This window comes from Alicyclobacillus cycloheptanicus (genome assembly GCF_028751525.1).
Classification (GTDB): domain Bacteria; phylum Bacillota; class Bacilli; order Alicyclobacillales; family Alicyclobacillaceae; genus Alicyclobacillus_L; species Alicyclobacillus_L cycloheptanicus.
Window position 1 is genome coordinate 2,203,832 of record NZ_CP067097.1, and the last position, 26,201, is coordinate 2,230,032.

Consider the following 26,201-nt stretch of genomic DNA (forward strand, 5'->3'; position numbering starts at 1 on the left):
CTAAGGCGCCAAACCTGCCTTAAGCGGCCGGGATCTGGCATGGAGGCTGAGGATTAGGGCGTGTTTTCTGCCTTATGGGTAGTGTGCCGGAGCGGGGTGGCAGGTGCTAAGGAACCAAACCTGCCTTAAGCGGCCGGGATCTGGCATGGAGGCTGAGGGTTAGGGCGTGTTTTCTGCCTTATGGGTGGTGTGCCGGAGCGGGTTGGCAGGTGCTAAGGCGCCAAACCTGCCTTAAGCGGCCGGGATCTGGCATGGAGGCTGAGGATTAGGGCGTGTTTTCTGCCTTATCGGCCTAGGCCCGGCCCGCGCCACGGCGGTTCCACCTGCACCCGGCCGGACCGACCCCGCCCGCGCCACGGCGGTTCCACCTGCATCCGCCCGGCCCGGCCCGCGCCACGGCGGTCCCACCTGCACCCGCCCGCGCCCGGTGCGGGCGCCTATCGCGATCATCAAGTCTTGGAATTCAATGTGGGGGCGCTGGAGACATGCATGTAGAAGTTGTGCGGGATGCACTGCAAATTACGTTGGACAAGCGTGCGAATGGGCAGGTGCTGGTTGATTTTCTCGATCAACGCTTGAAACTTCCGGCTGGGTTCATTCGCGAGCTGCTGCATGCGGGCCGCGCCAGAATTGGTAATCATGCGGCCGGACCCAGCCAGGTGCTGGCTGCGGGCCAACGCCTGTGGCTGCAGGGCGGTGTTGAAGAGGTCGATCCGCTGGCCGTTTGTCTCCGCCCCGTAAACGCGCCGCGCCCTGCGAACGTACCGCCGTCACCACAGCCGCGTCCTGCGAACGTACCGCCGTCACCACAGCCGCGCCCCGCAGACGCTCTCCGCCCCTCGGATACACCGCCGGCAGCGCACTTCTTGGACATTCTGTACGAAGATCCACATATGCTGGTGGTAAACAAGCCGTCCGGTGTGCTGGTGCACCCTGGCGATGAGTCGGATGTCGACACAATGGCGCATCGCGTGGTGGCGTACTTCGCGGAGGCCGGATTGGCGCGGCGGGCCCGGCACGTGCATCGGCTCGATCGCGATACGACAGGTGCCCTTCTCTACGTCAAACACGAATTTGCCGCGCGCAGTTTTGATCGGCTGCTGCAAGGCCATGAAATTGCGCGCCGGTATGTCGCCCTGGTGGCGGGGGAAATGCCGCGCCTGCGCGGGACGATTCGGGAGCCCATCGGGCGGGACCGACACGTGTCCGGCCGCTACCGGGTGTCCAGAACGGGGAAGCTGGCCGTGACCCACTACCGGGTCCTGGCATCGACGCGGATCGGGGCAGACGCAGTCAGCCTGGTCGAGTGCGTGCTGGAGACGGGGCGGACGCACCAGATTCGTGTTCATTTGTCGGCCGCAGGGTGTCCTGTTGTCGGAGACGTCCTGTACGGCGGCGGAAGAGGCATCGGCGGCATTCCCTTTCCAGAAGGCTATGCCCTGCATGCGTGGCAGCTCACGTTGTGGCATCCGTATACGGAACAAGAGGTTTGCGTGCAAGCGCCCTTTCCGCGCCTGTTTGTCGACGTGGTGCGGCAGCTGTCGATGGAGGTGTCCCTGGACGCGCTGCAGGTGGAAGCGAGGTAGAACGGTGGCTTCAGATTGGGAGAAACACGGGCGGGTGACGGGGCAGGTTTTGTGGCGCATCGCTCAGTCCGTTGTCAAACACGACATCACTTCGTTGGCGGCTGTCATCGCCTTCTATGCATTTTTCTCGTTGTTTCCATTGCTGGCGTTGATGATTTACGCGGCTTCCGTCCTGCTTCCGGCGAACCACATCGGACAGCTGGTGTACGGGATGCTGCAGCCCTATTTTCCGTCCGTACCGCACAAGTCCATCTCACCGTTCTCGCTCATCCGTCTGACAGACATAGGTGAGAAAGTGGGTACGCTGAGTGCCGTGACCCTTGCCTGGTCTGCGACCAGCGGGTTCATTGCGGTTCAGCAGGCGATGGATGTCATCTGGGAGTCGAAAGCGCAGCGGTCGTACGTCGTCCGCAGGCTCATCGGGTTTGTCATGCTGGTGATTTTGTTGATGATCACGGTGGGGTCCGCCATCATTATGGCGGTCTACCCGGCGATTCACCTCAGTCCGCTGCACCGGGCGCTGGCGCCGCTGCTGGCTGTCATCCACGTGGCTTCCCGCGTGGTCTTTCCGGTGTCTTTGTTTTTTGGCTTCCTGGTTTTCTACCGATACCTGCCGAAACACTCGGCGCCGTGGGTATACCTGTTGCCTGGCGCATTTGTCGCGGCCGTGCTGCTGGACCTGGCGCGCGCGCTGTTCGTGTGGTATGCGACCCACCTCGGCAGCTATGAGGTGATTTACGGCAGTCTGACGGCGGTGATGCTGCTGGTGATTTGGATGTATATTGCCAGCATCGTGATGCTGTTCGGCGCGGAAGTGTCCGCGGCGTTGGAGTATGTCCTGGAGGGGAACCCCCGCACCTCATGAAGCGGGGGTTTGGACCTGAATCGTCGGAACGACCTGGACAACCACATTTCCCCGCAGGGCGCTGGCGACCATGCAGGCGTGTTCTGCGTGGAGCGCAAGGCGCTTCACCATCGCCTCATCGGTTCCGGCATCCACCACGATGGTGGGGTGATGCTCAATGCGATCGAAGCGCAGGCCGTGATCGTCCTCGACATAGCCTTCCGAATGGAGTTCTATTTTCGAATACGAGATGCCGCGATTGGTCAACAGGGTGCAGAGGGTCATGAGATAACAGCCAGCAGCTGCGCCCAACAGGAGTTCTTCCGGGTTGGTTCCGACGCCCGGTCCACCCAAGTTCGCAGGGATGCTGATGTCTGTGGTCAAGCCTTCTGCCTGAATCTTCCCTACACTGCCTCTGTCCCCAGTCCAGGTTGAATCGATGTGATATGTGTGAACCGTTCCCACTTGCAGTCGCTCCTTTTTTGAGGCACTCTACTGGCGTGTCATTGATTACTGCCTATTGTAACGAAGGCGTGTCGGTTTTGCCAGATTTCTTAGATAATATTCCAAGCCGCCGCTCTTGCTGGGCGCTCGCCCCAGCGCGTCGACGAGGCACCAAAGGGGAATGGCATGTGAAACCTACGGTCAGTGTATTGATGGTGACAAGAGACCGGCTGCGTCAGGTGGCGGCTTGCCTGCGGGCCATCGCCAATCAGACGGTTGACGCTTCCATTGAGGTGTGCATCGTGAACGACGGCGGTCAGCCGGTGCAAGCCATTGCCGAAGCCGTTCGGCACGTTCGGCCAATGCCTGTGAAGGTGCTCGATCTGTCCATTCACCTCGGTCAGTCCGCCGCCCGAAACAAGGCGCTGGCGCTCGCCGAGGGGGAGTTTGTGGCGTGGTGTGACGACGACGACCGGTGGCTTCCTGACCACTTGTCGGCACTCCTTGCCGCAGCGCAAGCAGGGCCCTGTTTGGCGTACACAGACGCGGAAATTGTGTGGATGGACGAAACGCCGCACGGGCAGGTTGTGGTGGAACACCGCGCGCCGTTTGCGTGGCGGGATGCCGCCCGCCTGCTGCGGACGTACAATCCCATCGTGCCGTCCAGCGTGCTCTACCCTCGGCGTCTTCATGAGCAAATCGGAGGGATTGACGAATCGGTGGGTCACTACTGGGACTGGGATTTGTGGCTGCGTGCACAGCAGGTCGTGCCGATTTCCCGCGTGCCGACGTGCCTGACGCTGTACCGCGTTTGGTCCGACGGGTCGAACACCTCTGCGGATACACAGCAAATGCGCCCAGACTTACAGCACTTGTGCGACAAACATCAACTGGGGACACTGCCGACCAGCAATTTTGGGCGCATGACCACAGACCTGGACCTCAAGTCCCATCAAGCGGACACCCGCTTTGTGTGGGACGGCGACTTGGCAATTTGGTAATGGGGGGCGTTGACGTGGACGAGATCTTTTTGCGTGGTTTGCAGTTTTTCGGCCGCCATGGGGTACTGCCAGAGGAGCAGGTCACCGGTCAGAAATTTGATGTGGACGTGTGCATTGGCACGCACGTGGACCAGGCAGCAGCCACCGACGCGGTCGCAGATACCATTGACTACGGGGCGGTGTACGAGCTGGTCAAAACACACGTGGAAGGGGAGCCGGTCAAGCTCATCGAACGGCTCGCGCAGCGCATTGCCGTCGACATTTTGGTGAAGTGGTCCGCCGCGCTGGAGGTGGAGGTGGAGGTCCGCAAACCCGGCGCGCCCGTACCTGGCGTGTTTGAAACCATGGGGGTGCGTGTGAAACGCACCCGAGGCGATCTCGATGGGCAGCGCAAGTTCCGTCCTGGGCTGTGATGGGCTGCGCCTTATGGCTTCGTCATCATCAGCGACGCAATGACGCCGAGCAGCACCACCGAGATGATGCCGACACACCAGTTGTTGACGCGCAGCCTGCGGAGTTCTTCCGCTGCGAGCAGCTTTTTGCTGTTGGCGATTTTCTCCAGTTCTTTCATCAAGGCATAGCGAATCATCACGAAGACCAGCAGGTAGAGCGCGAGGGACACAATCATCCACGTTTGCCGCAGCATTTGCCAGCTCGCGAAGTACAAGAGGCCTGCACCGGTGATCCATAAAATCCAGTCGGCCGTCCGTTCAAACGGTCGATACCTTGCGAGAAATCCCTGGACGGCCTCCACGTTGGCGAGCCGCGGAATCACGAAGAACACCGACAGCTTGGCGATCACGGCGACGACGTGAACCACAATCAGGGGAATCATGACCGCTGGCACGGTGAACCTCCTCCATTCCAAGGTGTCCTCTGTCTGGGACGTCGTGCAAAACGCGCTCTCTCAAATTAGCGCACAAATCGATACGCAACGCAAGCGCCGTAGTACAGCCAGGTGGTCGGCCCGAACACGAAGACCAGGCGTTTGGCGGCACGGCAGACGGGGTGCCGTGCTGCTTTGCGGTCGGACAGGTACATGGCCAGCAAGCCGTAGATCACATGCGTATGGATGGGGCTCTCGTCGGAGAGTTCGCGCGCTTTTTGCAAGCTCTGCTGGGCCCAGAAGCAGAGCCGCTCGGGAATGGATGTGGTGGATGGATAACAGTGGACGAAATTGAAGTCCCCTGCGCGCTCGTCCTCCTCCCAGTCGATGAGGTAGTCGAGGAGAATGTGCAATCCGCAAATCCAGGGGAAATACGCCTGCATGAAGCGCCTTGGGTCAAGCGCACGCCTGGGCTCGACGGCGGCCGAGGCCGTGATGAGCGCAAAAACCGCCAGGGTCGATCCCGCCGCCGCCGCGAACTCCCACCACTCGATGTCCGGGTACTGGGATAGGTAAGCCGCGGCCCACTTCCGCAGGCGAGGCTCCCGTTGGGCGGGCTCGATGTGCTTGATTTGCTGCAGTTCGCAGTATCGTTCTACCAGCCACTGAACGTGTGCCTGGACGCTTGGATAGCCGGGCAGCGTCTCGAGCCCGGCTTGGCAGGTCCGGACCAGGGTGGCCAGATAGCCGCCGTCATCGACCTCTCCGCGCAGCTTGTAGTATGACCGAAGGGCTGCGCCAGGCGCGACGGCGTCCCGCATGGCATGGTGCAGCTGCGTGAAGTCCGCTTCATCCAGGGAACCGCACCGATCACACAAATTGTCCAGGTAGTCGCTGATGGTCTGCAAAGCGACGATGATTTCGATCACGGTTCGGGCGTGCGGTCCTCCCGCTGCCGCGTACACACAACCGCCGTCGGCGTGGAACCGCTTGTGCTGGAGGCTCGCCAATGCCTGCGCGCGCAAGACGGGGGCTGGGATGGTTCGCGCCAGGTCGGTCCATCTGGCAATTTGCGCGCGTGCTTCCGGGAGAACATGACGAAACAGACAGAGGAGAAAACGGGATGGAAGCGTAGGGCACGGCTTGTCCCATGGGGTTCGGTCCATTTTCTGACGGATGGATACGAGCAAGGGTTACCTCCTGACAATGCAAGATGCGCCAGGGGCCTGATGCGGTCAGGTCGCACCGCCGGCCACGCTCTCGTAGAGGGTTGGCTGCGCATAGTATGAGAAACGCAAAGGACGGCCATACGCACCGCCGCTTCCAGCGTGCTTCTGCACACGGGAGAGAGACCAGGGCATCGGCCGCCCTGCGCGGCACGCCAGCCGGCACCTCATTCTCGGCGTTGTACCGCGCACCTCGTTACCGAATCAGCATGCGCGCAATGGCGCCGGCGTACTGCATCACCTTGGTGGAGTTGCCGCCGTTGAAGTACTTTCCGAGCGGGATCCCGAACATCGACCCGTCGGTCACCCAGGGCAGGGGCTCGCCAGGCTTGGGCTCAAACGGAATCCGGATGCGCCCGGACACCTTTTTCTCTGCAGCCTTCTCCTGCTTCGGCAGGGCAGCTTTTTGTGCCGTGTCTGCTGCCTTTTGCTCAGGCGCCTTCGCTGCACTGCCGCCGGCAGACGGAGGCACGCCCAGCAAGCCGCGCCTGCGCGCCCCGTGATGCACCATGGTGGCCAGTTGGCGGATCTTTTCATCCTGCGCGACGTCGAACGCCAGAGACCCCAGTTTGATAATCGTATTCATCTGCATGGCACATGCACACCTCCCGCACAGCCGGACATGATTACTGTATGTCGCGGAAGGCCGCGACGGCTGGGTGTTCGCCAGCGTGATGACGGGCGTGTGCGGAGGCTGCCTGCGGAGGGTTCATGAGCCCCGTGGATTGGTGTATCATTTTCGTGGCGCGGCGGAATGTCATATGCTAACGTTAAAGATAGGATAAAACACGGTTTGCCTGCGGTGCAGGCCGCCCATGCCATGGGCAGGCACCGCCGCATGGACCGTTTGAAAGGGCCAGGAGATCGAGCATGATTGAAACGGGAAGAACCACCCAACAGACAGAGGCCTACGTACGCTTCGTCCAGGGCAGGATTGCGCACGCTGGCGATGCAGAAACAGCCCGCCGCATTGGGGAATTGGCGGACCGTCTGGCCAGTGGCAGCGCGGCTGTCTCGGTCGCGTTCTGCGGATTGTTTTCGGCGGGGAAATCGAGTCTCCTGAATGCCTTGACGCAGACGGAGGCACTGGCAACGGGCGCTGTGCCGACGACGGCGGAAATTGCAGAACTGGTCATGCCGAATACCCACGATTCGGTGATTCTCCTCGATACACCTGGTGTGGATTCGACAGACCCGGCGCACCAGGCGGCGACCGAAGCGGCGCTGCACCGGGCGGATGTGATTGTGCTGGTGATGGACTACCAGCACGTTGAAGCCGAGAGCAACCTGGAACTGGCGCGATCGTTCTGTGAACAGCGCAAGCGGCTGGTACTTGTGGTCAACCAGGTTGACAAGCATCTGGACTGGGAACTGCCGTTTGCGGAATTTCAGGACCGGGTCCTGCGGACGCTCGACACATGGGATATCACACCGGAGCGGATTTTTTACACGGCCACGCTCCCCTGCGAGCATAACGAACTCGATGCGCTGAAAGCCTACCTCACGTCGCTGCCCGAAGATGGTTCGACCTCCATCGCCCAGCGGGTGCTGGATGCGCTGCGGGATTTGGTGGAGCAGCACGTCGACCGCCAAATGGCCGAACGTCAAACTCTGCTGGAGCAAGCGCTCACAGCGCTTGTGGGCATTGTCCCCTACGACCGCGAAGAGGCTGAGCGGCTGCGGGCGCGTCTGGTGACGGAATGCGACGAGCGGCGCGAAACCCTGGAGGCAGCCGCAAGTGCTTGGGCAGCCGAGCGCGATCGCGTTCGGGAAGCGCTCCTTCGGAGTATCGAGCTGGCACAGATTTCGCCCTATGACACGACGGAGCGAGGCCGGTTGTTTATCGAGAGCCTGCGCCCGGATTTCCGGCCAGGGGGCTGGTTTCGGGCGAAGCAGCGTGCCGAGGAAGAACAGGCGCGGCGGCTGCGCGCGTTTGTGGACGACCTCTCCGACCACGTCCAAAAGTACCTGGTCTGGCCGCTGCAGGCGAGTCTTCGCGAACTGGTCAAGGAGGCGGACTGGACCGACGAGGCGTGGCTGGGCGAGATCGACATGCTGACGGCAAACGTCACGGAAGAGGACTGCCGCCGGCTCGTGAAGTCCGGGGCCCTGGTGTCGGACCAGTACCCCTATCAGTACGTCAAAGACGTGGTCGCCGCCGTGAAGCGGAACTTCAGCGGACGGTTGGCCGACCTGCTGGACCACTGGTTCGAACGGGCGCAGGCCCAGATGGAGGCTGGCCAGGCGCCGGCGCGCCAGGAGATTGAGGGGCTGCAGGCGCAAATCGAACAGATCAGCGCTTGGATCGACCTGCAGGCAGAGCGGGAGCGGCAGGTGGCCAACATCCTGTCGATGGAAGAGGAGGACAAAGCCAGTGAACCATAACCAAGATGGAAGTGCCGTCCCGACCGATCGCGGGGCTGTCCCGACGGAGACAGAGTTTGCTTCCCTTCTGAAGCGGGTGGACGAGGCCGTCGCGGTGCTGGAGGGGCTGCCTGCCGCGGCCCGCTGGCGGGCGGAACTGGTGCAGCTGCGGGCGCGCATTGCACAGCGGCAGCGACTGGTCGCTGTGTTTGGCGCCTTTTCGGCTGGGAAATCGTCGCTGCTCAACGCGGTGCTGTCCGACCCCCTGCTGGCGGTCTCTCCGAACCCGACGACAGCTGCGGTGACGCAGATTGAGGCGCAGCGTCAAGAGACCGACCGCCCGAGCGCCCGGGTGACGGCGAAAACGGTCGACCAGCTGTGGGAGGATGTGCGGGAGGCCTGTCTGCAGGTGCACATTGCCCCTGCGGACTTGACGGAGGCGATGGCGCAGAGCCAGTCGCTGCGGATCCCGGACTTGCCGCCGCAGGCGCGGCGCCCGGCGGCATTCCTGAAGTCTGTGGCTGCAGGCTACGCGAACATGTCGGACCGGCTGGGGACCACCTGGGACATCCCAGTGGACGAACTGCGGACCTATACGGCCAATGAACAAGTGGCCTGTTTCCTGCAAGCGGTGGATGTCCCGCACCGCGCAGCCATTCTGAAGGACGGATTCGTGCTGGTGGACACGCCGGGCGTGGACTCGATTCACCGGCGTCACACCGATGTGGCGTTCGATTACATGCGTCGCGCAGACGCGATTGTGTTCGTCCTGTACTATACGCACGCGTTCTCGCGCGCCGACAAGGACTTCCTGCTGCAACTGGCAGGCGTACAGAATGTTTCCGAGTCAGACAAGCTGTTTGTGGTCATCAACGCGGTCGATCTCGCGAAGTCGGAGGAAGAGCGGGAGGCCGTGCGCGACAGGGTCGTGGCGGAACTGCGCAAAGCGGGGATTCCTCGGCCGCGCGTGTTCGAAGTCTCCAGCCAGGTCGCACTGGCTGCTGAACTACTCAAACAGAACCCGGACCATCCGCAGTACACGCAGATGGCACGCCAGCGCTTGCGGTTGGCACCGGACGCACCCCTGCCGCCTGTGGAGGCGATGTTGGAACAGTCCGGCATTCCGACCTTTGTCAACGCGATGCGCACGGTCACGGAAGAGAACCATCTGGCGCTTGCGGAGAGTGCCGTAGAGCGCCTCATCGCCAACACGGAGCGACAGGTGCGGGCGTATCTGACCCGGGTGCGTGAGCAGCGTGAGGCGGATGCGACACAGGCGGCCGCGCGGCAGCAAGCCTGCGACGCACTTCGGCAAGTTTTAGCGCTCCGTAAGCAGGAAATCGAAAGCGGCGGCTCGGACTGGGAGCGGAGCCTGCAAGCGGAGTGGGAGACACTGGCCTTCCACGCGGGCGAGCGGATTCGGCTGCGGTTTGGCGAATTGTTTCGCGAGGCGTTTCATCCAGGGCGGTTTCGCGACGAAAAGCGCGCGAGAGAGGCACTCGAGGGGGCTGCAGAAGAGTTGGCCCAGACCCTCGAACGCCAAGTTGCTGCAGAGGTCCGCACCTTTGCCATGCGCGTGGAACGCCAGGCTGGGGAAGCGGTCGCGCAGCTGGGTGAACAGCTGCAAAGCCAAGTGATTGAAACGGCTGGAGAAAGCGCGGCCATGGCGGGATCGACCCCGGACTTTGGTGCCGTCACCGAACGCGGGACGCAGGCTGCGCACGTACGTGTGTCGGCCAAGGCCTTTTCTGTAGGTTTTCATCACTACAAGTCCGCGCGCCAGTTCTTCGAGGGCGGCGGGCAGCAGGAGATGCGCGCCGAACTCGAGGCCGTCGCGAACGAGGAAGTCCAGCGCGAACTGCGGCAGGCGGTGCAGGCCATTCAGGCTGTGGCAAGCGACCTGCTCAGAGCGCAGGCTGTCGAGCGACTGGACGAAGCGGCTACGGTATTGGACGCTGTCGCGGCGCCGGAGGCCGGGATCGGCGATGCGGAGCTTGCGGCATGGGAACGCGCCTGCGCCTGGTTTGAGGGGGCAAAACCGGCACAAACTGACGTGTGAAGATAACGTGTGAAGGTAACGTCGGAAGGCCTTGCCTTTCGCCGGGGGAGTGAATCAGGTATCATGGAAGCAAAGCGGGTGTCCGGAGCGGCACGGCGTACGATCGGTACCGCAGCCAGCGGTACCGCGTACGATCACCCGTTCTGGACAACCACGGACAGCGCCCGCGGCAGGGAGGTCGGATGAATGGCGAGAAAGTGGCGTGACTTTGACGACTGGGATCGGCCGTCGCGGCGTCGAAGAGAGGGTCGGTCGGGCATCATAACCGCCGGTGTCATCCTGTTCGGGCTGGGGATGCTGGCTGGAGGCGGATTGGAAGCCCGGTTGAACCAGACGAACCTGAATCAGCTGCCTCCCGAAGAACAATACAATTCCTCGCCGTCTTCTGATTCGGGGACGGCGACTGGCGCATCCACGAACGGAACACTGCCGCCCGAAGAGGGCGGAAATGTCGTCGAGCAGATTTACAAAGAGGCGCGTCCAAGTATTTTTACCATCACTGTGGTTTCGGACGCCAATAACAGCAAAGACGGACCTTCCGAAGACATCGGAACTGGTTTTTTGATTAACAACAGCGGGGACATCGCGACCAACAACCATGTGGTCAACGGCCAGAAGACGGTGACGGTGACCTCAGAGAATGGTACCTTCAAGGGAACCGTGGTGGGCACCGATCCACTGGATGACCTGGCCATTGTGCACATCACCCCGCCGCCGGGGCTCAAGCCGCTGACGCTCGGCACAGCGAAGAACCTGCAGCCCGGCCAGATGGTGATCGCCATCGGCAACCCGTTTCAGTTGACCGCCAGCGTGACCGCCGGCATCGTCAGCGGCCTCAACCGCTCCATGCCTTCCCAAGACGGGCGCGAAATGAACGGATTAATTCAAACCGACGCGGCGCTGAATCCGGGCAATTCCGGTGGACCGCTGCTCAACCAGCAAGGACAGGTGGTCGGCATCAACACGGCCATCGAGAGCCCCGTGGAAGGGTCGGTGGGAATCGGCTTCGCCATTCCGATTGACGAACTGGAACAACTGTTGCCACAGTTACTGAAGGGACAGACCATTTCCCACCCGTGGCTGGGCATCGAAGGGACGGACATTGACCCAGCGGTCCAAGCCGAGTTCCACCTGCCAGTCAGCCAGGGCGTGCTGGTGATGTCCACGACCAAAGACGGTCCAGCCGCCAAGGCCGGCATTCACGGAGACTCCGGCGGCACCAATCAACCCGTCGGGGACGGCGATATCATCACCGCGATTAACGGAACACCCGTCACGTCCGTTTCACAACTGACGAGCGAAATTTCCAAGTACGCCATCGGCACGGTCGTGCATCTGTCGATTCTCCGCCATGGTCAAAAGATGACCGTGAACGTCACCCTCGGCGCCTGGGGTCAGAAGTAAGGCGGGGGATTTGGGGGCGAGGTGGGGGCCGGCGGGCTGGGCACCTTGAGGCGCCGCGATCGCCATCGGATTCCGGCGCCGAAGGCACAATTCCTGCCTTATGGGGGCCTTGGCCCGGCCGGTCCGCCGCCCGTAAGGCGCCATTCCTGCCTTATGGCGGCCCAGGCCCCGCCGACTCGCCGACCGTAAGGCACCTTTCCTGCCTAAAGCCGTCGCGATCGCCATCGGATCCCGGCACATAAGGCGCCATTCCTGCCTTATGGCGGCTCAGGCCCCGCCGAATCGCCGACCTAAGGCGCCATTCCTACCTTATGGCGGCCCAGGCCCCGCCGACTCGCCGACCGTAAGGCGCCATTCCTGCCTAAAGCTGCCGCGAACGCCATCGGATCCCGGCGCATAAGGTACCATTCCTACCTAAAGCCGCCGCGAACGCCATCGGATCCCGCCGCACAAGGCACCAAACCTGCCTTATCGCAGGCCAGCCCCACCGGCCCCCCAGCCATAGGGCGCCATCCCTGCCTAAAGCCGCCGCGAACGCCATCGGATCCCGGCACCTAAGGCGCCTTTCCTGCCTTATGGCGGCCCAGGCCCCGCCGCCTCGCCGCCCGTAAGGTACCATTCCTACCTAAAGCCGCCGCGAACGCCATCGGATCCGGCGCTTAAGGCGCCATTCCTGCCTAAAGCTGCCGCGAACGCCATCGGATCCCGGCGCATAAGGCGCCTTTCCTGCCTTATGGCGGCCCAGGCCCCGCCGCCTCGCCGCCCGTAAGGTACCATTCCTACCTAAAGCCGCCGCGAACGCCATCGGATCCCGGCGCATAAGGCACCATTCCTGCCTTATGGCGGCCTAGGCCCGGCCGGCCCGTCGATCGTAAGGCGCCTTTCCTACCTTATGGCGGCCTTGGCCCCTGCCTCCCGGCGGCCAGCCCCTGCCTCCCGGCCAGCCAGCCGCCTTGCTCACTCAGTCATCTCGCGGTGCTGGTCAAAATATCGCATGGTGTAGCGAAAGAACGCGAGTTGGGCGGGGGTTGCAATCAGGTACACGCAGAAGGAGGAGAGGAAACTCCAATGCGTGTACGTGAAGACGTGGCATAAGGACGCGATCCATTCAAAAAGTGTCGCCAGGGCTGACCACCCGACGATGTAGGCGGCGAGGAACAGTCGTTGTGGGCGCAGGCGGTCGTACAGATACGCGCAGATGAGTGCATAGGGGCTGTACATGAAGTAGGTGATGACGTCCATGAGTTCGTACTTTTTGAAGTCATTGACGTCGTACAGGTCCAAGGGGGGCGTGGCGATGGAATGGTCCAGGATGATGGCGACGGATACGCAGAACAAGGCGATGAGCGTCGCCACGGCGTTGGGGTAGCGTTTCGGCAGCAATGCGACGCACACGTAGCCGATGAGGAGGGTGATGAGAATAAACCACTCGTTGGCATCGAACGATTGCGGCCATGGCAGCACTTATTCCATCTCCCTCTGCAGCAGGTGATGATACCAAAGCCACGCGAAGTGAATCACCAGAAACACGCCGACCCACTCGAGCATGGACCACCAAAGTTGCCAGCGCGTATGCTGGAACACATGCATGACGTCGCACAAGTATTCAATGCCAATGAGCGCCGCGACGCCGACCGGCAGAAAAATCCACCGGTTGTACGGACGAGTCGAGGTTTTATCGAAGTACCACACAATCAGCAGCGGCACCAGGATAATTCGAACGAGTGACAGGGACCAATACCCAGTCGGCCGATTGGCAAAATGGTACATGCCGAGATTGAGAGACACGATGGTCATAAAATTGTGGTCAAGGATCATCGCCGCCATCCAGATGAACAGGATCTCAAAGAGATGCAGGTTCTTCTTCGTCACCACGAAGACGATGATGCCAATCAGGGATATCGCGCTGAACACAGAAAAGGCCAAGGAAGGTCACCCAGTCGGCTGCGATTTTCCCCCTAGCTTCCCTGTTTTGTCATTGGCTTATTCAGCCAGGCCCAGCCGAGCCACACGCACAGCAGCACAATCGCGGCGATGGTGACCCAACAGCCGGCCCGGAATGCCTTGGGTTGGTACTGCAGGACGATGGTGGTCGATCCGCTCGGGATGCGAACCGCTGTGAGTACACCGGCGACGCGGCGCACCGGGGCCGTTTCTGGCGTGCCTTGACCGCTGGCGCCTCGCCCGCTCGTTCCTTGGCCCGTGCCCCGGGCGGTCACGGTTGCGACCCAATTTGGATCGTACGTCTGCGACAGGACGAACCACCCCGCGGCAGGGCCGGACACCTGCCAGACCTGGCGGTTCGGCGTCCAGGACACGAGGCGCGTCGTATCGGCCGTGTGGGCGGTGACGTGATTGACGCTTGGCGCGACCCAGGAGGCGCGCAAACGGTCGGGGTTCTTCCAAATCCAGGCCTCGTTCGAACGATACACGACTTCCCAGCCGTTTGGATAGAGAAAATTGTCCGCAGCCTCTTCGTCGTCGGGGGCCGTGACAACGTACGCGACGTCCATGTTGTCGAGGATGGCTTGCACATCAGGCTGTGCCAGCAGCGTCAAATCATCCCACGTCACATTGATGTTCGCCGTGTACCATGCGGGCACCAGGGAGTCCTCGCCATTGAGAACCGGGATGCGCTCGCTCAACGTTCGGTCCTGGGACACGGGCGTCTGGTCAAGGGACAGCGCCCGCGCAAACGGATAGGGGTTGTCCGGGATGCTGCGCAGGGCCTGGTTGAGAAATGCCACGGACGGGTCCTCATTGACGTAAGGTGCCGTGGGCGCGAGTACCAGGGTGGATAAGCCGGCCGCTTGGGAGACGACGTCGACCGTGACGAGGCTTGCGAGCACCACCGCCGCAGGACGAACGGTCACGCGGCGCAGCCGAAGTCCGCCGGCGCGCCACGGGATGAGGCAGACCACCGCGGTCAGCACCAGCAGGCTCACCGGGACGTCAAACGCGACGGCCGGGGCGGTGCGAAGGGGGCCGAAGAGTCGCAGCACGATGCAGATGAGGGCGTATCCAAGCGCGATCCTCGCGACCCAGCGGCGAAGGCGGAGGCTGTCGTACCGTTCCAGCCGGCCTATCGCGACGCCCGTCAGCACGGCGATGAGGAAGTCGGTGAGCCCGATATACCGGGCCGGAATGCGGAACAAGTCGAATCCGGGCAGGTCGACCAGAAGGACGTAGGCAAGGGTGTTCGCCCCCAGTGCCAGCAGCACGGTGAACCCGGTCAGTATCGAAAACGACCGGACGGCGTGGTGCCGGCGAAACTCGCTGACCATCACGGCGGTCGCGAGGGTCAGTCCGATCACGCCCGCATAACACGTGAATTCCCAGTAGACGTTGATGCCGTACAGCGCTTGGAAGACCTCTGGAGAGAACGGTGTACCGGAATAGCCGCCGCCAGCGGTGAAGGGGGACAGCAGCTGGGCGAGGCCGGAAAACGGGAGCGACCCCTGCAAGAGAAAGGAAGCATTGGCAGCGGCGCGGTCGGAGTAGCTGGCGAGCTGCAGGGTCGGCAGCCACTGCGCGGCGGACAATCCGACGCCCAGCACGAACCCGCAGACGACGTGAAGCACCCCGGCCGCCGCCCTGCGGCTGCGGTGCCACAGCCAGTACAGCGCCGTATAGAGTCCGAGCAGCAGGCACACGAAAAACGTCACCTGGGGGTGTCCTGCGTAGACCTCCATGGCAAAGCCGGCGCTGAGCGCACAGACACGCGTGAGGGTCGGGCGGCTCAGCACGCGCAGGACTAGCCAGAAGCAAACCGGCAGCCAGGAGAAGGCGTCAAACATCTGCGTGTGAATTTGGTGCCCGAGCAGAAAGCCGCAGGTGACAAACGTGATCGCGCCCGTAAACGAAGCGAGCCGGCGCTTGGTGAAGTGCCACAGGACCGCGTACATGCCAAAGGCAGCCAGCAGTTCGTGAAACAGGTAGGATACCTTCATAGCGGGCGCAATCGGCAGCAATAGAAAGACAATGTTTGGCAAGTACAGGGGGCCGGATTGGCCGGCCGCCAAAAACGGCTGCCCACCGAAGCTGAACGGATTCCACAAGGGCAGATGCCCGTGCTGGTAAAACCAGGCCAACAGCGATCGCTGCGGCCCGTTCAGCTGTCCCAGGTCGTCCAGAGACATGGGCTGTGGGGAGAGCCACGTTGGGTAGGCGATCGCGGTTGCGGCCGCAAGCAAAATCCAGGTGTATCCGTGACGGGCCAGGCACTGGCGCACGCGCGCAGCAAAGGCCGATGTATGCAACCTCATGACCGCGTTGTCACTCTCCTCCTCCGTTCGCCGCGTCTTTGGGTACTGGCCGGAAGCTGGAATGACCGAGGCTCCGCCCGCCGTCCAGTACGAGAATATCCCCGGTCAAATAGCTGTTGTCCGCACTTGCCAGCCAATCCATCGCCCGCGCAACCTCTTCCTTGGTGCCGAGCCGGCCGGCGGGGATGGACCGCAGCACTTGTGCTTTGACCTCTTCAGACGGCCACAGGTGCTCGGCACCCCCGGTGTCTTCAATGGGACCTGGTGCAATGGCGTTGACCCGGATGCCGTACGGTGCCCACTCGACCGCCAGCGTCTTCGTCATGGCGACGACCCCGGCTTTTGCAGAAGCAGAGTGAACGACGAGCGGACCGCCCGTCCACGCGTAGGTGGCGACGACATTCACAATCACACCGGGCTGCTGGCGCTTTATCAGTTTGCGTCCGTACGCGCGCGAGTAAAAGAAGGTGCCGTTCAAGACAATCTGTACCACCGCATTCCAGCCGTTGGTTGACAAGTCTTCTGCCTTGACCGGGAAGTTGCCGGCCGCGTTGTTGACCAGCACGTCAAGCTTTCCAAACCGGGCAAACACAGCCTCCACAACTTCATCGGCGCGGTCGGCGTCCCGTACATCGGCCGGAAAGGCCGCCAGCCTGGCGTCTGCCGCTTCGGACGACAGGTTGCAGGCCTGCTTCAGACGGTCACACGCGGCGTTCAGTCTCTCCTCGGAGCGCCCGACAATCGCGACGCTGCCACCGGTCTGCAGGAACCGCAGCGCAAAGGCCTCCCCAATGCCGCTGCTTCCGCCGGTGATGAGCGCGACCCGATGTGCGTTGGTTGATGGTGTTGTCAAGCGTGATCCCCCCATTTGCAGAAATGTTCGTTACGATGAAGGCAGTGCGATGAACCCACAGAGCGAGTACGATGAACCCGCGCGATAAACGCGCCAGGGTGTAACAGTCCAGCCGCCGGTGCGTCGTACACAGTAGAGCGGAAGGAGGGCCCCAGGTGGACGACCACGAGTTCGAATCGCTGGTTCGGGAAAACGAGCCCATGATACGCAGTCTCATCTATCATATCACCCGTGATTCGAACGATGTGGAGGATGTTGCGCAGGAAGTATTCCTGAAAGCATATCGATCGCTCGGGGCGTTTCGGGGAGGGAGCTTCCGTGCCTACTTGGGTCGCATTGCGAGAAACCACTGCTACGACGTGCTGCGCCGCAGAAAGGCTGCGGCCGGCATCCGTTTTGTGGAAGGCGTGCCGGACGACTGGCCCAGCGTGGAGAAGGGACCGGAGGACACGGTGATTGCGGATGAACTGGCCGGGGAAGTTCGGCACATTTTGAACGACTTACAGCCATCCGACCGCGAGATTTTACTGCTTCGGCATGTCCATCAGCTTCGCTGTGAAGAAATCGCCCTGGTGCTCGGCATCACGCCGGGGGCAGTACGGACGCGTCTGACGCGCGCGCGGCGCCGTGTGTTGGAGGAAGTGGAGAGGAGGAACGGCCATGCAGCACTTGACCTGGGATGAACTGTGGCAGTATGCGGATGGCGAGGCCGCCGACGCCGCTGAGATGGAGCAGCATTTGGCCGCATGCCCGCGCTGCGCCAAGCGATGGCAGACGCTTCGCACGGCGGACGAGGCCATCGTAGAGGCGTTTCGTCTCCCGCCAGAATTGGAAGCCCCCATTCCCTTCGCATTGCCCTTGGACGAGGTACCGGGCGCTGTTTCCAGCCAGCGCGCCCGGCGTCGGCGGTGGATCCGATGGAGCACGGCTGCTGCGGGGGTTGCCGCAGCGCTTGTCCTGGCTGCAGTCATCCACCTTGGCGGCGGTACGACGGGGACCACCGTCCGTTCGGGGGCTGGTCCGGCGGCAGCGCAGAACGGAGGAATCGTGAACGGCGGCGCGTCGGGCGCTGCGACGACAGCGCAAACGTCATCAAGCGCAGCGATGGCGGGTGCGGCGTTGCCGCCGTCGGCGAGTACAACGGGGGTTGCCCCTGCACTTAAAACATCCGTGCAGGTCACCGTTCTGCAGGCCCTGTCCAGTGCGGCCGATGCTGCACAGACAGCTCCTTTGGCGGGGGCGAACGTGGCGGTGGTGTCAAATCACCGCGTGATTGCGCGCGGAACCACGGGACGGACCGGAAACACGCCGCAGTGGACGGTGACGGTGCCGGTCGATCCGGTGTATGCACCGAGCTTTTCGATTTCGCCGGGGCAGGACGTTCGATTCGGTTCGGTTACCGTAGTGGTGTGGAAGACGGGGTACCAGCCTCAGGTGATGTATCGTTACCCAGTCGGCCCGGGTGGGTCGGGCGGCACCGCCGGACCCATTGTGCTGCACAAGTCTGCATCCGGGCAGTCGCCGGTCCACATGGCGGAGGGCGGCCCGCCCCTGCGGGCGACGGACAACTATGTGCAATGGGCGCAGCAAGCGGTGAAAACATACCCTGCGTCGCCGCAGGTGCCTGACGCGTCACAGTCTGGCGGCGAACGTGTGCAGGTGCTGGACCAGTCTGGTCATCCCATTGCCGACGCGACTGTCGTGGTGGCGGCGGGCAGTCGTGTGGACGGGTGGGGGAAGACCACCTCCCGCGGCACACTGCCGTCGGCCATTGTCGGGCCGGGACTCGTCGATGCGCGCTGGGTGCCTTCGGTGTCGACCGCTTCGGATGTCCCGGTGCGAACCGTAACCATCACGGTGTTCAAAGCTGGGTATGCCCCGGCTGTCGGGTTCTATCAGCCGATGGTATACGGACAAACACGCACGGTGACCGTACACCTGCAGTCTCTGGCATGGCGGCAGTCCCAGGGGATGGACAACTCGGACGTCCCATCCACCCTTCCGGGAGACGCTGCGCCGGATTTGTCGGCAACAGAGGCGCTGCTGCACTGGGTCCAGCAATCGGCGCTCGCGAAGCCGTGATCGACGCGGGCATGAAGTCGGAGAGGCCCTTGTGCAGCCGCAGATTGACTAGTCCAACTTGGACAAGTAGCGCAGCAAGCTGGATGGGCAGCGCCAGGCCTTGCCGTTCGCCAGCGCGACGACTTCTTTTGGGTGCTGGACTTGGTCGAGTGGAATTTGCAAGGTGGTTTGGTTTTGGAGCGTCAGCATGAGCTGGCTGACCTGTTGCATCTGTGCGTCCTCGCGCACGGTGACTGGTTTGGCATGGCTCAAGAGGCGGAGAACGGTCAGGATTTGTTGGCGCGACTGGATGGGCGTGACGGGCGGCGTCGTCCCTTGCGCGTTGGCCGCGGTGCGTTCCACGATGAGCGACTGAACTTGGTCGGCGGAGATGTACCGGCCAAACACGTTGATGCGCACATGCTGTCGGGCAACATCAATGCCGATGGCAATGAGGACAATCAAACACAGCACGAGCGGCAATACCCACGGCCGCCAGCGTGCAGTCGGCTGTTTTATGGGGGTACCCGTTTCCAGTGTTGGCATGCGTGTCTCACCGCCTCCCAATTTCGAGGGCTCACCGGCGCATCCAGCCGCGGTTTGGAAGGTCCTGTCCGGGCACGTCGAGGGACTGCGTTCACACCCCTCGTGCTGCACCGCATCGGTCGGTTTACGGGGACGCCGGACCAGCGGGCGAGATGTCGGTGACACTTATAAACCGCAAGTGCAGTTGCTTCGCGACGGCTAAAATGCGTGACGGCTGAAGCAATTCCGTGACCTGCATTTCCAGAGACGCGTTCTGTGCCTGCGTCGCAGCGATTTCTTCCGTCAAGCGCACGTTTTGCTGATTGAGGGTCTGAATGCGCGCCGTTTGCGCGACCAGGCCCCAGACCGCGGCGGTGCAGGCCGCGATCGCCATCAGTGTGATGAGCCGGTGAGGCGGGTTGACGCGCGGGCGCGGCCGCGCTGCATCTGCGAGCGTTTCGCCGATCACGCCGGTCATGTCCACCCCTGCGTCGCCGCGGAGCGGTTCCGGCACCTCTTGGACGGACGCCGGGTGTGCAGCATCGGTTCGTGACAGGGCTGGGTTTCGAGTACGGATGACGCCGCCTACATGCTCTTGTATCACGGACATTTCTGCGATCCCCCTTAGTCTACCACGCGGCGCTGCGCCCGCGCTCAATCGACTGCATTCGACAAACGGAAGAAAAACGTGTGCATCCCGCGCGGCGGGCCGCACGTGGGCAGGGTGTGTCAAGATTCAGGCGTCGTCGTCCTCCAACGGCCACAACGTCTCGACCGTCGTGTTTAACAAACGTGCAATTTTTTGTGCGGTCCTGAGCGTAGGCAGTGTTTTTCCATGCGCGAGCAGGTTCAGCGCCGGCGCAGAGATTCCCACCTTTTTCGCGACCCACGTCTGCTTGAGTCCATTCTCGTCGATCAATTGCTTGAGGACCGTTCGATACATTGGTTTCACCAATCTTTTCTATTCTGTTCGTTGTCGATATTTCCTTCCGAATAAATAAAAATTATGCAAAAGAAATGATTAAATAATTCATGGTTATGATTTCTTTAGCTCTAAATAAATAAAGATCAGGGCGTGGACACGCCGCAGGGGCAGAGGATTTCAGTAAGGCCCCAAGACTTGTCGTCGCGATCTCCTCGAGTACAAGAAGAGAAGAGACGCACGTATGTAATAAAATCTTATTCTACATATCATTCACTCTGGATTACATTTTATTACTAGTATAATATTTACAAAAAGGAGGTATCCTGAATCCGTGACGGCTTGACCAATTTGCTGTTTCTGTGGGCAAAAGTGGAAGAAGTTCGGCGCCTACGAAGTTGCCCACGGTGGTCGTTCCGGTGTTGGTCATCGAGTTCGCATGTCATGCCGCCTTTGGAGTGACGAAGTCCCAAACCCCCTGGTCTTGGGAGCTTTCGGGAGGTTGAAATTCCAGTTCGACGGCCGCCTTGTCGTCACGAGAAGGTCAAATACAATCTTCGAAACGTGGGAAGCCACCGATTGCCACGGCCCAGTTTTAGCTTTGTCTGCCGGGCATGCCGGACCATCTTGGCGGCCAGTGTCATCAAGTTTTGAATCACCGTGCGAATCCGGCGGCGTTCTACCTTTTTGCGCAGCGGTGAATCACCCCGTTTGAGACTTTCCTGGCCTATCACCCGCAATAGGTTATATGCTACGACGACGAAGTGCAGGACCAGGCTATTCGTCGCAAACTTACCGGAGGGCAGCCGTTCCGCATCCAGGTCTGTCTTGATCTCGCTATGGAACTGCTCCATGACAGCGTGTTCCCGATAGAGTTGAATGATGACCGCCGGGGCGTCCGGTAGTGACGTCCAGTAGGCGCTAACCTCAATCTCCGGTACGAGCAGCATTTGCCCGTCGGCGGTTGTCGTACGTTCAATGACTTCAAACACCATGCGAACTGGCTGAGACACACTTTTGACCGGGCAGAGTAGCGAGCCCTGATAAACCTTCTTTCCGGGACGAGGCTCCTCGCAGGTTCCATGTTGCTGTGCAGTGATCAGCCAGGCGTCAACGCTCTCTTTCCGCAGGTTTCGCTTGATGATGAAATCTGCCTTGCTGTCCTCCGCCTGGCAGATTGCAATGTTTTCGGCACTGTCATTCCCTGCATCCATGCGTACGAGCAGCGGTAGGTCAGTTACCTGTCGAGCGTATCCGATGCTCTCTCGCAGGAAGGCGGCGGTTCCTTTTTGGACATGTGTGCTGCCTTCCCGAAGCTGAACATGGACAGCGTATCCCTCTTGACCCAAATAAGCGAAGATGGGGGCGTACCCGTCCAGTCCCTTGTATGTACGAGAGACGCCTTCCTTCTTGGTGCCCGAGTTGTCAAACGGCGAGACGTCGATGTCCAAAGGGACGTAGAAACGATGATCGGAGTCCTGTCCAAGCACGATGGGGCGAAGTGTCACTTCCAACGTTTTCAGCAACTTTGCCGACTCTTCCAGGAGAATGGACTCCCATCCGGATTTTCCTGCTGCCATGTCAATGCGTTGGCGTAATGTAGGGCTGGAGGGTACACTCTGAATCTGCAGCGCATCCAGGAAGTAATCATCCTCCCGGAAGGGTTCGATATGGTCGAAGTCGGTTTTGCCTTGGCAAAGCAAGCCAATATACGCATGTGCAATGTCCCAGTTCGAGATTTCTGGAGTTCCCATGCCGTCTAACCGAGTTTGATTGAGACGTTCGCCGATTCGAGTCTTTTCAAGGAGCAACCCAATCAACGCCATACCTGAATGGGTAACAATGACTTCATCGGATTCCTCAATAATAAAACGCAAAAGATCACCCCGGCGGTGAAGCGGATCTGGAGGAGCACAGCCCCAACTATCCCTATTCTACCGGAGAAAACACACGTGTTGGCGGGGTTCTACGGGTCAAGCCGCCACGGATTCAGGGGTATGTAAATTGAAAGAATTGTTGTTGCATTAGGTTCTACACTCGTTCTTACGCTGACTAGTCCGCGCTATACCGAATATGTTCGTCATACTTCAGCAACTGCACCGTCCAAACCGTAAATTTTAAATTAACTGATTATTCTGGGAGGCGTTGGTGTTGAATCGTACATCATTGTTGCTCGCAACGCTCGTATCAATCGCACTGGTAGTTGGCGGTTGTTCGAACAGTCAGCGTGTCGCATCCGGGCAAAATACACCGCCTCCCACGACTCTAACCAGTAAAAAAGTGGTGGATGTAGTGTCCGCGACGAGTCGTGCGGTGTCAAAGCAATATGACGCGAATCCAGAGCAGGTCGTGCGTCATGGAATGTCATGGAAGTTGTCAAATGGTGCATCCGTGACGGCGGAACATGCGAAAATAAAATATAAATTCCTGCTCGGAGACAATGGGGGATATGTTGTTCAAGTGTCTGAAACCACGAATCCATACTACTATATTGTGTACGTCGCCCGAGACAACGGCGAGTGGTTGGTCAGTGGTGTGGTAGCGGCCCCTGTATTTACTCCCAAAGTGCGGAGTGGTCTGCCTGGTGCATTTTCGAAGTTGATTGGCTCGAAGATGACTGTTCCGAATGGCGGTACGTTTTACGCCTTTTACGACCAAAATACATTTCTAATGATGGGGCATGTTCATGACACTGATGAGGCACATTTACCCAGTGGAAAGCCCGTAAAACTGGCGTCAGGGCAAGATGCCGTTATGGTGTCGGGCGGAAGTTCAGTCGAACTATACTATTTTATGGGAGATAAATTGGTTCCTGAATCCGTGACGGCTTGACCAATTTACTGTCTCTGTGGGCAAAAGTGGAAGAAGTTCGGCGCCTACGAAGTTGCCCACGGTGGTCGTTCCGGTGTTGGTCATCGAGTTCGCATGTCATGCCGCCTTTGGAGTGACGAAGTCCCAAACCCCCTGGTCTTGGGAGCTTTCGGGAGGTTGAAATTCCAGTTCGACGGCCGCCTTGTCGTCACGAGAAGGTCAAATACAATCTTCGAAACGTGGGAAGCCACTGATTGCCACGGCCCAGTTTTAGCTTTGTCTGCCGAGCATGCCGGACCATCTTGGCGGCCAGTGTCATCAAGTTTTGAATCACCGTGCGAATCCGGCGGCGTTCTACCTTTTTGCGCAGCGGTGAATCACCCCGTTTGAGACTTTCCTGGCCTATCACCCGCAATAGGTTATATGCTACGACGACGAAGTGCAGGACCAGGCTATTCGTCGCAAACTTACCGGAGGGCAGCCGTTCCGCATCCAGGTCTGTCTTGATCTCGCTATGGAACTGCTCCATGACAGCGTGTTCCCGATAGAGTTGAATGATGACCGCCGGGGCGTCCGGTAGTGACGTCCAGTAGGCGCTAACCTCAATCTCCGGTACGAGCAGCATTTGCCCGTCGGCGGTTGTCGTACGTTCAATGACTTCAAACACCATGCGAACTGGCTGAGACACACTTTTGACCGGGCAGAGTAGCGAGCCCTGATAAACCTTCTTTCCGGGACGAGGCTCCTCGCAGGTTCCATGTTGCTGTGCAGTGATCAGCCAGGCGTCAACGCTCTCTTTCCGCAGGTTTCGCTTGATGATGAAATCTGCCTTGCTGTCCTCCGCCTGGCAGATTGCAATGTTTTCGGCACTGTCATTCCCTGCATCCATGCGTACGAGCAGCGGTAGGTCAGTTACCTGTCGAGCGTATCCGATGCTCTCTCGCAGGAAGGCGGCGGTTCCTTTTTGGACATGTGTGCTGCCTTCCCGAAGCTGAACATGGACAGCGTATCCCTCTTGACCCAAATAAGCGAAGATGGGGGCGTACCCGTCCAGTCCCTTGTATGTACGAGAGACGCCTTCCTTCTTGGTGCCCGAGTTGTCAAACGGCGAGACGTCGATGTCCAAAGGGACGTAGAAACGATGATCGGAGTCCTGTCCAAGCACGATGGGGCGAAGTGTCACTTCCAACGTTTTCAGCAACTTTGCCGACTCTTCCAGGAGAATGGACTCCCATCCGGATTTTCCTGCTGCCATGTCAATGCGTTGGCGTAATGTAGGGCTGGAGGGTACACTCTGAATCTGCAGCGCATCCAGGAAGTAATCATCCTCCCGGAAGGGTTCGATATGGTCGAAGTCGGTTTTGCCTTGGCAAAGCAAGCCAATATACGCATGTGCAATGTCCCAGTTCGAGATTTCTGGAGTTCCCATGCCGTCTAACCGAGTTTGATTGAGACGTTCGCCGATTCGAGTCTTTTCAAGGAGCAACCCAATCAACGCCATACCTGAATGGGTAACAATGACTTCATCGGATTCCTCAATAATAAAACGCAAAAGATCACCCCGGCGGTGAAGCGGATCTGGAGGAGCACAGCCCCAACTATCCCTATTCTACCGGAGAAAACACACGTGTTGGCGGGGTTCTACGGGTCAAGCCGCCACGGATTCAGGTCTAAATAAACAATACTTTGCAACGGTACCTTTAGAAAGTAATTGCAACCTTCAATTGCAATGCTTAGAGTTTAACGCTTTCTCATCTTTCGATATAGCGTATTTCGTCCGATTCCCAAAATGCGTGCAGCCTCAGATATGTTACCCCCGGTTTGTCGCAGAACCTGCTCTATTGTCTCTTCCTCCGTACGCTTCAACGTAGATTTGCCGGACTCAGTGCAACTAAAATCGGATAATATATAATGTGGGAGACAATCAAGATCAATTAAGCCGTCTTTTGAAAGAAACGCAGCTTCACGCATTACACTCTCCAGTTGTCTGATATTCCCCGGCCAGTGATAGTCGTCAATAAATCGTTCTACTTTTGAGGAGAGGCGCAATTGACTATAACCAAGCTCGCCTTTGATGGAATCCAAAAGAAGTCTACCGATGTATAAGCGATCAGTTCTTTTACGAAGAGGTGGAAGAGTGATATGTATGCCCTGCAAACGATAAAACAAGTCTGATCTAAATGTTCCGTTACGCACCATTTGCCATAAATCGGCATGTGTAGCCGTGACGATTCGAACGTTTACTTTGATGGGCTTAATCCCGCCGACGCGTGTTACAGTGTGGTCTTGAAGAACCCGAAGAAGTGCCACCTGAACTTCCATTGGCAGTTCAGCAATTTCGTCAAGAAAAAGTGTACCGCCATTTGCCTGTTCTATTTTACCTGGATGACCCGATTGTTTTGCCCCTGTGAAAGCTCCGGGCTCGTATCCGAATAACTCAAATATTAAGCCCCACGCTATGCGTGGGAGAACTGAACAGGAAGAGCCGTGAGGCGTGATGTAAAAGTCCTCCATTGCTATACTGAGAAATGGTTTCGCCAGCCAATTCTCAAGCAAAGGAGGACGGTACCCGTGGGTGCAAACAGTCTGTCCCACACCCGCTGGGATTGCAGTTATCATATCATATTCATCCCGAAATTTCGTCGGAAGACCTTCTTCAAAGAGGTCAGGAAGGACGTCGGGGAAATACTGAGGACGCTATGTGAGTACAAAAATGTGGAGTTGGTAAAAGGAAGCATTAGTGTGGATCACGTACATATGTACGTAAAAATACCACCGAAACTGAGTGTATCAGAGTTTATGGGATATCTCAAAGGAAAGAGCGCTTTGATGGTCTTCGATCGCTTTCCACAGATGAAGCAGGGGCGAGGTAGACATTTGTGGGCACGAGGTTATTACGTGAGCACGGTCGGGGTAAATAAGGATGTCATCAGAGAGTACATTGAGAAACAAGAAGAAGCAGATATCATCGAGGACAAGGCAAGTCAATAAACCCCTTCAGGGGTAGCCA

At 59.7% G+C, this 26,201-nt stretch carries 25 protein-coding genes; 11 read left to right on the forward strand and 14 right to left on the reverse strand.

Features of this window, described 5'->3' with window-relative positions; translation table 11 throughout:
- Positions 1–485: 485 nt before the first annotated feature.
- Together JI721_RS10140 and JI721_RS10145 are read left to right on the forward strand one after the other, a co-directional pair.
- Positions 486–1,586, forward strand: coding sequence for an RluA family pseudouridine synthase (locus tag JI721_RS10140; RefSeq protein WP_274454766.1), 1,101 nt, complete (start codon positions 486–488; stop codon positions 1,584–1,586).
- Positions 1,587–1,590: 4 nt separating this feature from the next.
- On the forward strand, positions 1,591–2,451 hold the full coding sequence (locus JI721_RS10145) for a YihY/virulence factor BrkB family protein (protein WP_274454767.1): 861 nt from the start codon (positions 1,591–1,593) through the stop codon (positions 2,449–2,451).
- Here the strand turns inward: JI721_RS10145 and JI721_RS10150 are convergent.
- Positions 2,446–2,895 carry an OsmC family protein gene (locus JI721_RS10150; protein ID WP_274454768.1) on the reverse strand — a complete coding sequence of 150 codons (450 nt, stop codon included), beginning with the start codon at positions 2,893–2,895 and terminating at the stop codon, positions 2,446–2,448. The genes JI721_RS10145 and JI721_RS10150 overlap by 6 nt on opposite strands.
- A 167-nt stretch (positions 2,896–3,062) precedes the next feature.
- Between JI721_RS10150 and JI721_RS10155 the strand changes: the two genes are divergently transcribed.
- Entirely contained in the window at positions 3,063–3,875 is an 813-nt protein-coding gene (locus JI721_RS10155; RefSeq protein WP_274454769.1) for a glycosyltransferase family 2 protein, read from the forward strand.
- Positions 3,876–3,889: 14 nt separating this feature from the next.
- Positions 3,890–4,288 carry a dihydroneopterin aldolase gene (gene folB, locus JI721_RS10160; RefSeq protein WP_274454770.1) on the forward strand — a complete coding sequence of 133 codons (399 nt, stop codon included), beginning with the start codon at positions 3,890–3,892 and terminating at the stop codon, positions 4,286–4,288.
- 11 nt (positions 4,289–4,299) lie between these two features.
- Here folB and JI721_RS10165 read toward each other — a convergent pair whose 3' ends face one another.
- The 3 genes from JI721_RS10165 to JI721_RS10175 all read right to left on the reverse strand — a co-directional run bounded on the left by JI721_RS10165 (position 4,300) and on the right by JI721_RS10175 (position 6,519).
- Positions 4,300–4,722: a DUF2269 family protein gene (locus JI721_RS10165; protein WP_274454771.1), complete on the reverse strand. Its 423-nt coding sequence runs from the start codon at positions 4,720–4,722 to the stop codon at positions 4,300–4,302.
- Between the two features lie 65 nt (positions 4,723–4,787).
- Entirely contained in the window at positions 4,788–5,891 is a 1,104-nt protein-coding gene (locus JI721_RS10170; protein WP_274454772.1) for a tetraprenyl-beta-curcumene synthase family protein, read from the reverse strand.
- 232 nt (positions 5,892–6,123) lie between these two features.
- Positions 6,124–6,519: a hypothetical protein gene (locus JI721_RS10175; protein WP_274454773.1), complete on the reverse strand. Its 396-nt coding sequence runs from the start codon at positions 6,517–6,519 to the stop codon at positions 6,124–6,126.
- A 278-nt stretch (positions 6,520–6,797) separates the two neighbouring features.
- Here JI721_RS10175 and JI721_RS10180 point away from each other — a divergent pair, with 278 nt between their 5' ends.
- From JI721_RS10180 to JI721_RS10190, 3 genes are all read left to right on the forward strand, one after another.
- Entirely contained in the window at positions 6,798–8,312 is a 1,515-nt protein-coding gene (locus JI721_RS10180) for a dynamin family protein (RefSeq protein ID WP_274454774.1), read from the forward strand.
- The gene (locus JI721_RS10185; RefSeq protein ID WP_274454775.1) at positions 8,302–10,350 is read left to right on the forward strand and encodes a dynamin family protein; all 2,049 of its coding nucleotides are present in this window, start codon (positions 8,302–8,304) and stop codon (positions 10,348–10,350) included. Before JI721_RS10180 ends, JI721_RS10185 begins: the two co-directional genes overlap by 11 nt.
- A gap of 186 nt (positions 10,351–10,536) precedes the next feature.
- Positions 10,537–11,754 (forward strand): S1C family serine protease, encoded by a 1,218-nt coding sequence (locus JI721_RS10190; RefSeq protein ID WP_274454777.1) that lies wholly within the window; start codon positions 10,537–10,539, stop codon positions 11,752–11,754.
- Positions 11,755–12,711: 957 nt separating this feature from the next.
- On the opposite strand, the gene JI721_RS10195 is transcribed toward JI721_RS10190, so the two are convergent.
- Genes JI721_RS10195 through fadH form a run of 4 tightly spaced genes read right to left on the reverse strand, consistent with a single transcriptional unit; the run spans position 12,712 to position 16,872 of the window.
- Positions 12,712–13,218: a hypothetical protein gene (locus tag JI721_RS10195; RefSeq protein ID WP_274454778.1), complete on the reverse strand. Its 507-nt coding sequence runs from the start codon at positions 13,216–13,218 to the stop codon at positions 12,712–12,714.
- Positions 13,219–13,680: a hypothetical protein gene (locus JI721_RS10200; RefSeq protein ID WP_274454779.1), complete on the reverse strand. Its 462-nt coding sequence runs from the start codon at positions 13,678–13,680 to the stop codon at positions 13,219–13,221.
- A 32-nt stretch (positions 13,681–13,712) separates the two neighbouring features.
- Positions 13,713–16,019: a glycosyltransferase family protein gene (locus JI721_RS10205; protein ID WP_274454780.1), complete on the reverse strand. Its 2,307-nt coding sequence runs from the start codon at positions 16,017–16,019 to the stop codon at positions 13,713–13,715.
- Between the two features lie 10 nt (positions 16,020–16,029).
- Positions 16,030–16,872 carry a 2,4-dienoyl-CoA reductase gene (gene fadH, locus JI721_RS10210; protein WP_274454781.1) on the reverse strand — a complete coding sequence of 281 codons (843 nt, stop codon included), beginning with the start codon at positions 16,870–16,872 and terminating at the stop codon, positions 16,030–16,032.
- Between the two features lie 155 nt (positions 16,873–17,027).
- On the opposite strand from fadH, the gene JI721_RS10215 reads away from it, so the two are divergent.
- Complete coding sequence (locus tag JI721_RS10215) at positions 17,028–17,555, forward strand: RNA polymerase sigma factor (RefSeq protein ID WP_274454782.1); 528 nt, start codon at positions 17,028–17,030, stop codon at positions 17,553–17,555.
- A complete protein-coding gene (locus tag JI721_RS10220) occupies positions 17,533–18,954 on the forward strand; it encodes a zf-HC2 domain-containing protein (RefSeq protein WP_274454783.1) in 1,422 nt (473 codons plus the stop codon). Before JI721_RS10215 ends, JI721_RS10220 begins: the two co-directional genes overlap by 23 nt.
- 48 nt (positions 18,955–19,002) lie before the next feature.
- On the opposite strand, the gene JI721_RS10225 is transcribed toward JI721_RS10220, so the two are convergent.
- From JI721_RS10225 to JI721_RS10240, 4 genes are all read right to left on the reverse strand, one after another.
- Positions 19,003–19,479 (reverse strand): hypothetical protein, encoded by a 477-nt coding sequence (locus JI721_RS10225; protein WP_274454784.1) that lies wholly within the window; start codon positions 19,477–19,479, stop codon positions 19,003–19,005.
- A 124-nt stretch (positions 19,480–19,603) separates the two neighbouring features.
- Entirely contained in the window at positions 19,604–20,068 is a 465-nt protein-coding gene (locus tag JI721_RS10230) for a septum formation initiator family protein (protein ID WP_274454785.1), read from the reverse strand.
- Between the two features lie 126 nt (positions 20,069–20,194).
- Positions 20,195–20,401: a helix-turn-helix transcriptional regulator gene (locus JI721_RS10235; RefSeq protein ID WP_274454786.1), complete on the reverse strand. Its 207-nt coding sequence runs from the start codon at positions 20,399–20,401 to the stop codon at positions 20,195–20,197.
- Positions 20,402–20,913: 512 nt separating this feature from the next.
- Entirely contained in the window at positions 20,914–22,206 is a 1,293-nt protein-coding gene (locus tag JI721_RS10240; RefSeq protein WP_274457684.1) for an IS1380 family transposase, read from the reverse strand.
- Between the two features lie 325 nt (positions 22,207–22,531).
- On the opposite strand from JI721_RS10240, the gene JI721_RS10245 reads away from it, so the two are divergent.
- Positions 22,532–23,212: a hypothetical protein gene (locus tag JI721_RS10245; protein WP_274454787.1), complete on the forward strand. Its 681-nt coding sequence runs from the start codon at positions 22,532–22,534 to the stop codon at positions 23,210–23,212.
- 187 nt (positions 23,213–23,399) lie between these two features.
- On the opposite strand, the gene JI721_RS10250 is transcribed toward JI721_RS10245, so the two are convergent.
- Together JI721_RS10250 and JI721_RS10255 are read right to left on the reverse strand one after the other, a co-directional pair.
- On the reverse strand, positions 23,400–24,692 hold the full coding sequence (locus tag JI721_RS10250) for an IS1380 family transposase (protein ID WP_274457790.1): 1,293 nt from the start codon (positions 24,690–24,692) through the stop codon (positions 23,400–23,402).
- Between the two features lie 239 nt (positions 24,693–24,931).
- The gene (locus JI721_RS10255; protein WP_322790931.1) at positions 24,932–25,810 is read right to left on the reverse strand and encodes a sigma 54-interacting transcriptional regulator; all 879 of its coding nucleotides are present in this window, start codon (positions 25,808–25,810) and stop codon (positions 24,932–24,934) included.
- Here JI721_RS10255 and tnpA point away from each other — a divergent pair.
- Positions 25,763–26,182, forward strand: a complete 420-nt coding sequence (tnpA, locus tag JI721_RS10260; protein WP_407654016.1) for an IS200/IS605 family transposase — start codon at positions 25,763–25,765, stop codon at positions 26,180–26,182. The genes JI721_RS10255 and tnpA overlap by 48 nt on opposite strands.
- Positions 26,183–26,201 lie beyond the last annotated feature (19 nt).

What these genes read in the sequence shown, in the direction of transcription:
- JI721_RS10140 (WP_274454766.1), top strand. Translation starts at nt 486, where the DNA reads ATGCATGTAGAAGTTGTGCGGGATGCACTGCAAATTACGTTGGACAAG.
- JI721_RS10175 (WP_274454773.1), bottom strand. Translation starts at nt 6,519, where the DNA reads ATGCAGATGAATACGATTATCAAACTGGGGTCTCTGGCGTTCGACGTC.
- JI721_RS10180 (WP_274454774.1), top strand. Translation starts at nt 6,798, where the DNA reads ATGATTGAAACGGGAAGAACCACCCAACAGACAGAGGCCTACGTACGC.
- JI721_RS10190 (WP_274454777.1), top strand. Translation starts at nt 10,537, where the DNA reads ATGGCGAGAAAGTGGCGTGACTTTGACGACTGGGATCGGCCGTCGCGG.
- JI721_RS10205 (WP_274454780.1), bottom strand. Translation starts at nt 16,019, where the DNA reads ATGAGGTTGCATACATCGGCCTTTGCTGCGCGCGTGCGCCAGTGCCTG.
- JI721_RS10220 (WP_274454783.1), top strand. Translation starts at nt 17,533, where the DNA reads ATGCAGCACTTGACCTGGGATGAACTGTGGCAGTATGCGGATGGCGAG.
- JI721_RS10225 (WP_274454784.1), bottom strand. Translation starts at nt 19,479, where the DNA reads ATGCCAACACTGGAAACGGGTACCCCCATAAAACAGCCGACTGCACGC.
- JI721_RS10230 (WP_274454785.1), bottom strand. Translation starts at nt 20,068, where the DNA reads ATGTCCGTGATACAAGAGCATGTAGGCGGCGTCATCCGTACTCGAAAC.
- JI721_RS10235 (WP_274454786.1), bottom strand. Translation starts at nt 20,401, where the DNA reads ATGTATCGAACGGTCCTCAAGCAATTGATCGACGAGAATGGACTCAAG.
- JI721_RS10240 (WP_274457684.1), bottom strand. Translation starts at nt 22,206, where the DNA reads ATGGCGTTGATTGGGTTGCTCCTTGAAAAGACTCGAATCGGCGAACGT.
- JI721_RS10250 (WP_274457790.1), bottom strand. Translation starts at nt 24,692, where the DNA reads ATGGCGTTGATTGGGTTGCTCCTTGAAAAGACTCGAATCGGCGAACGT.
- JI721_RS10255 (WP_322790931.1), bottom strand. Translation starts at nt 25,810, where the DNA reads ATGATAACTGCAATCCCAGCGGGTGTGGGACAGACTGTTTGCACCCAC.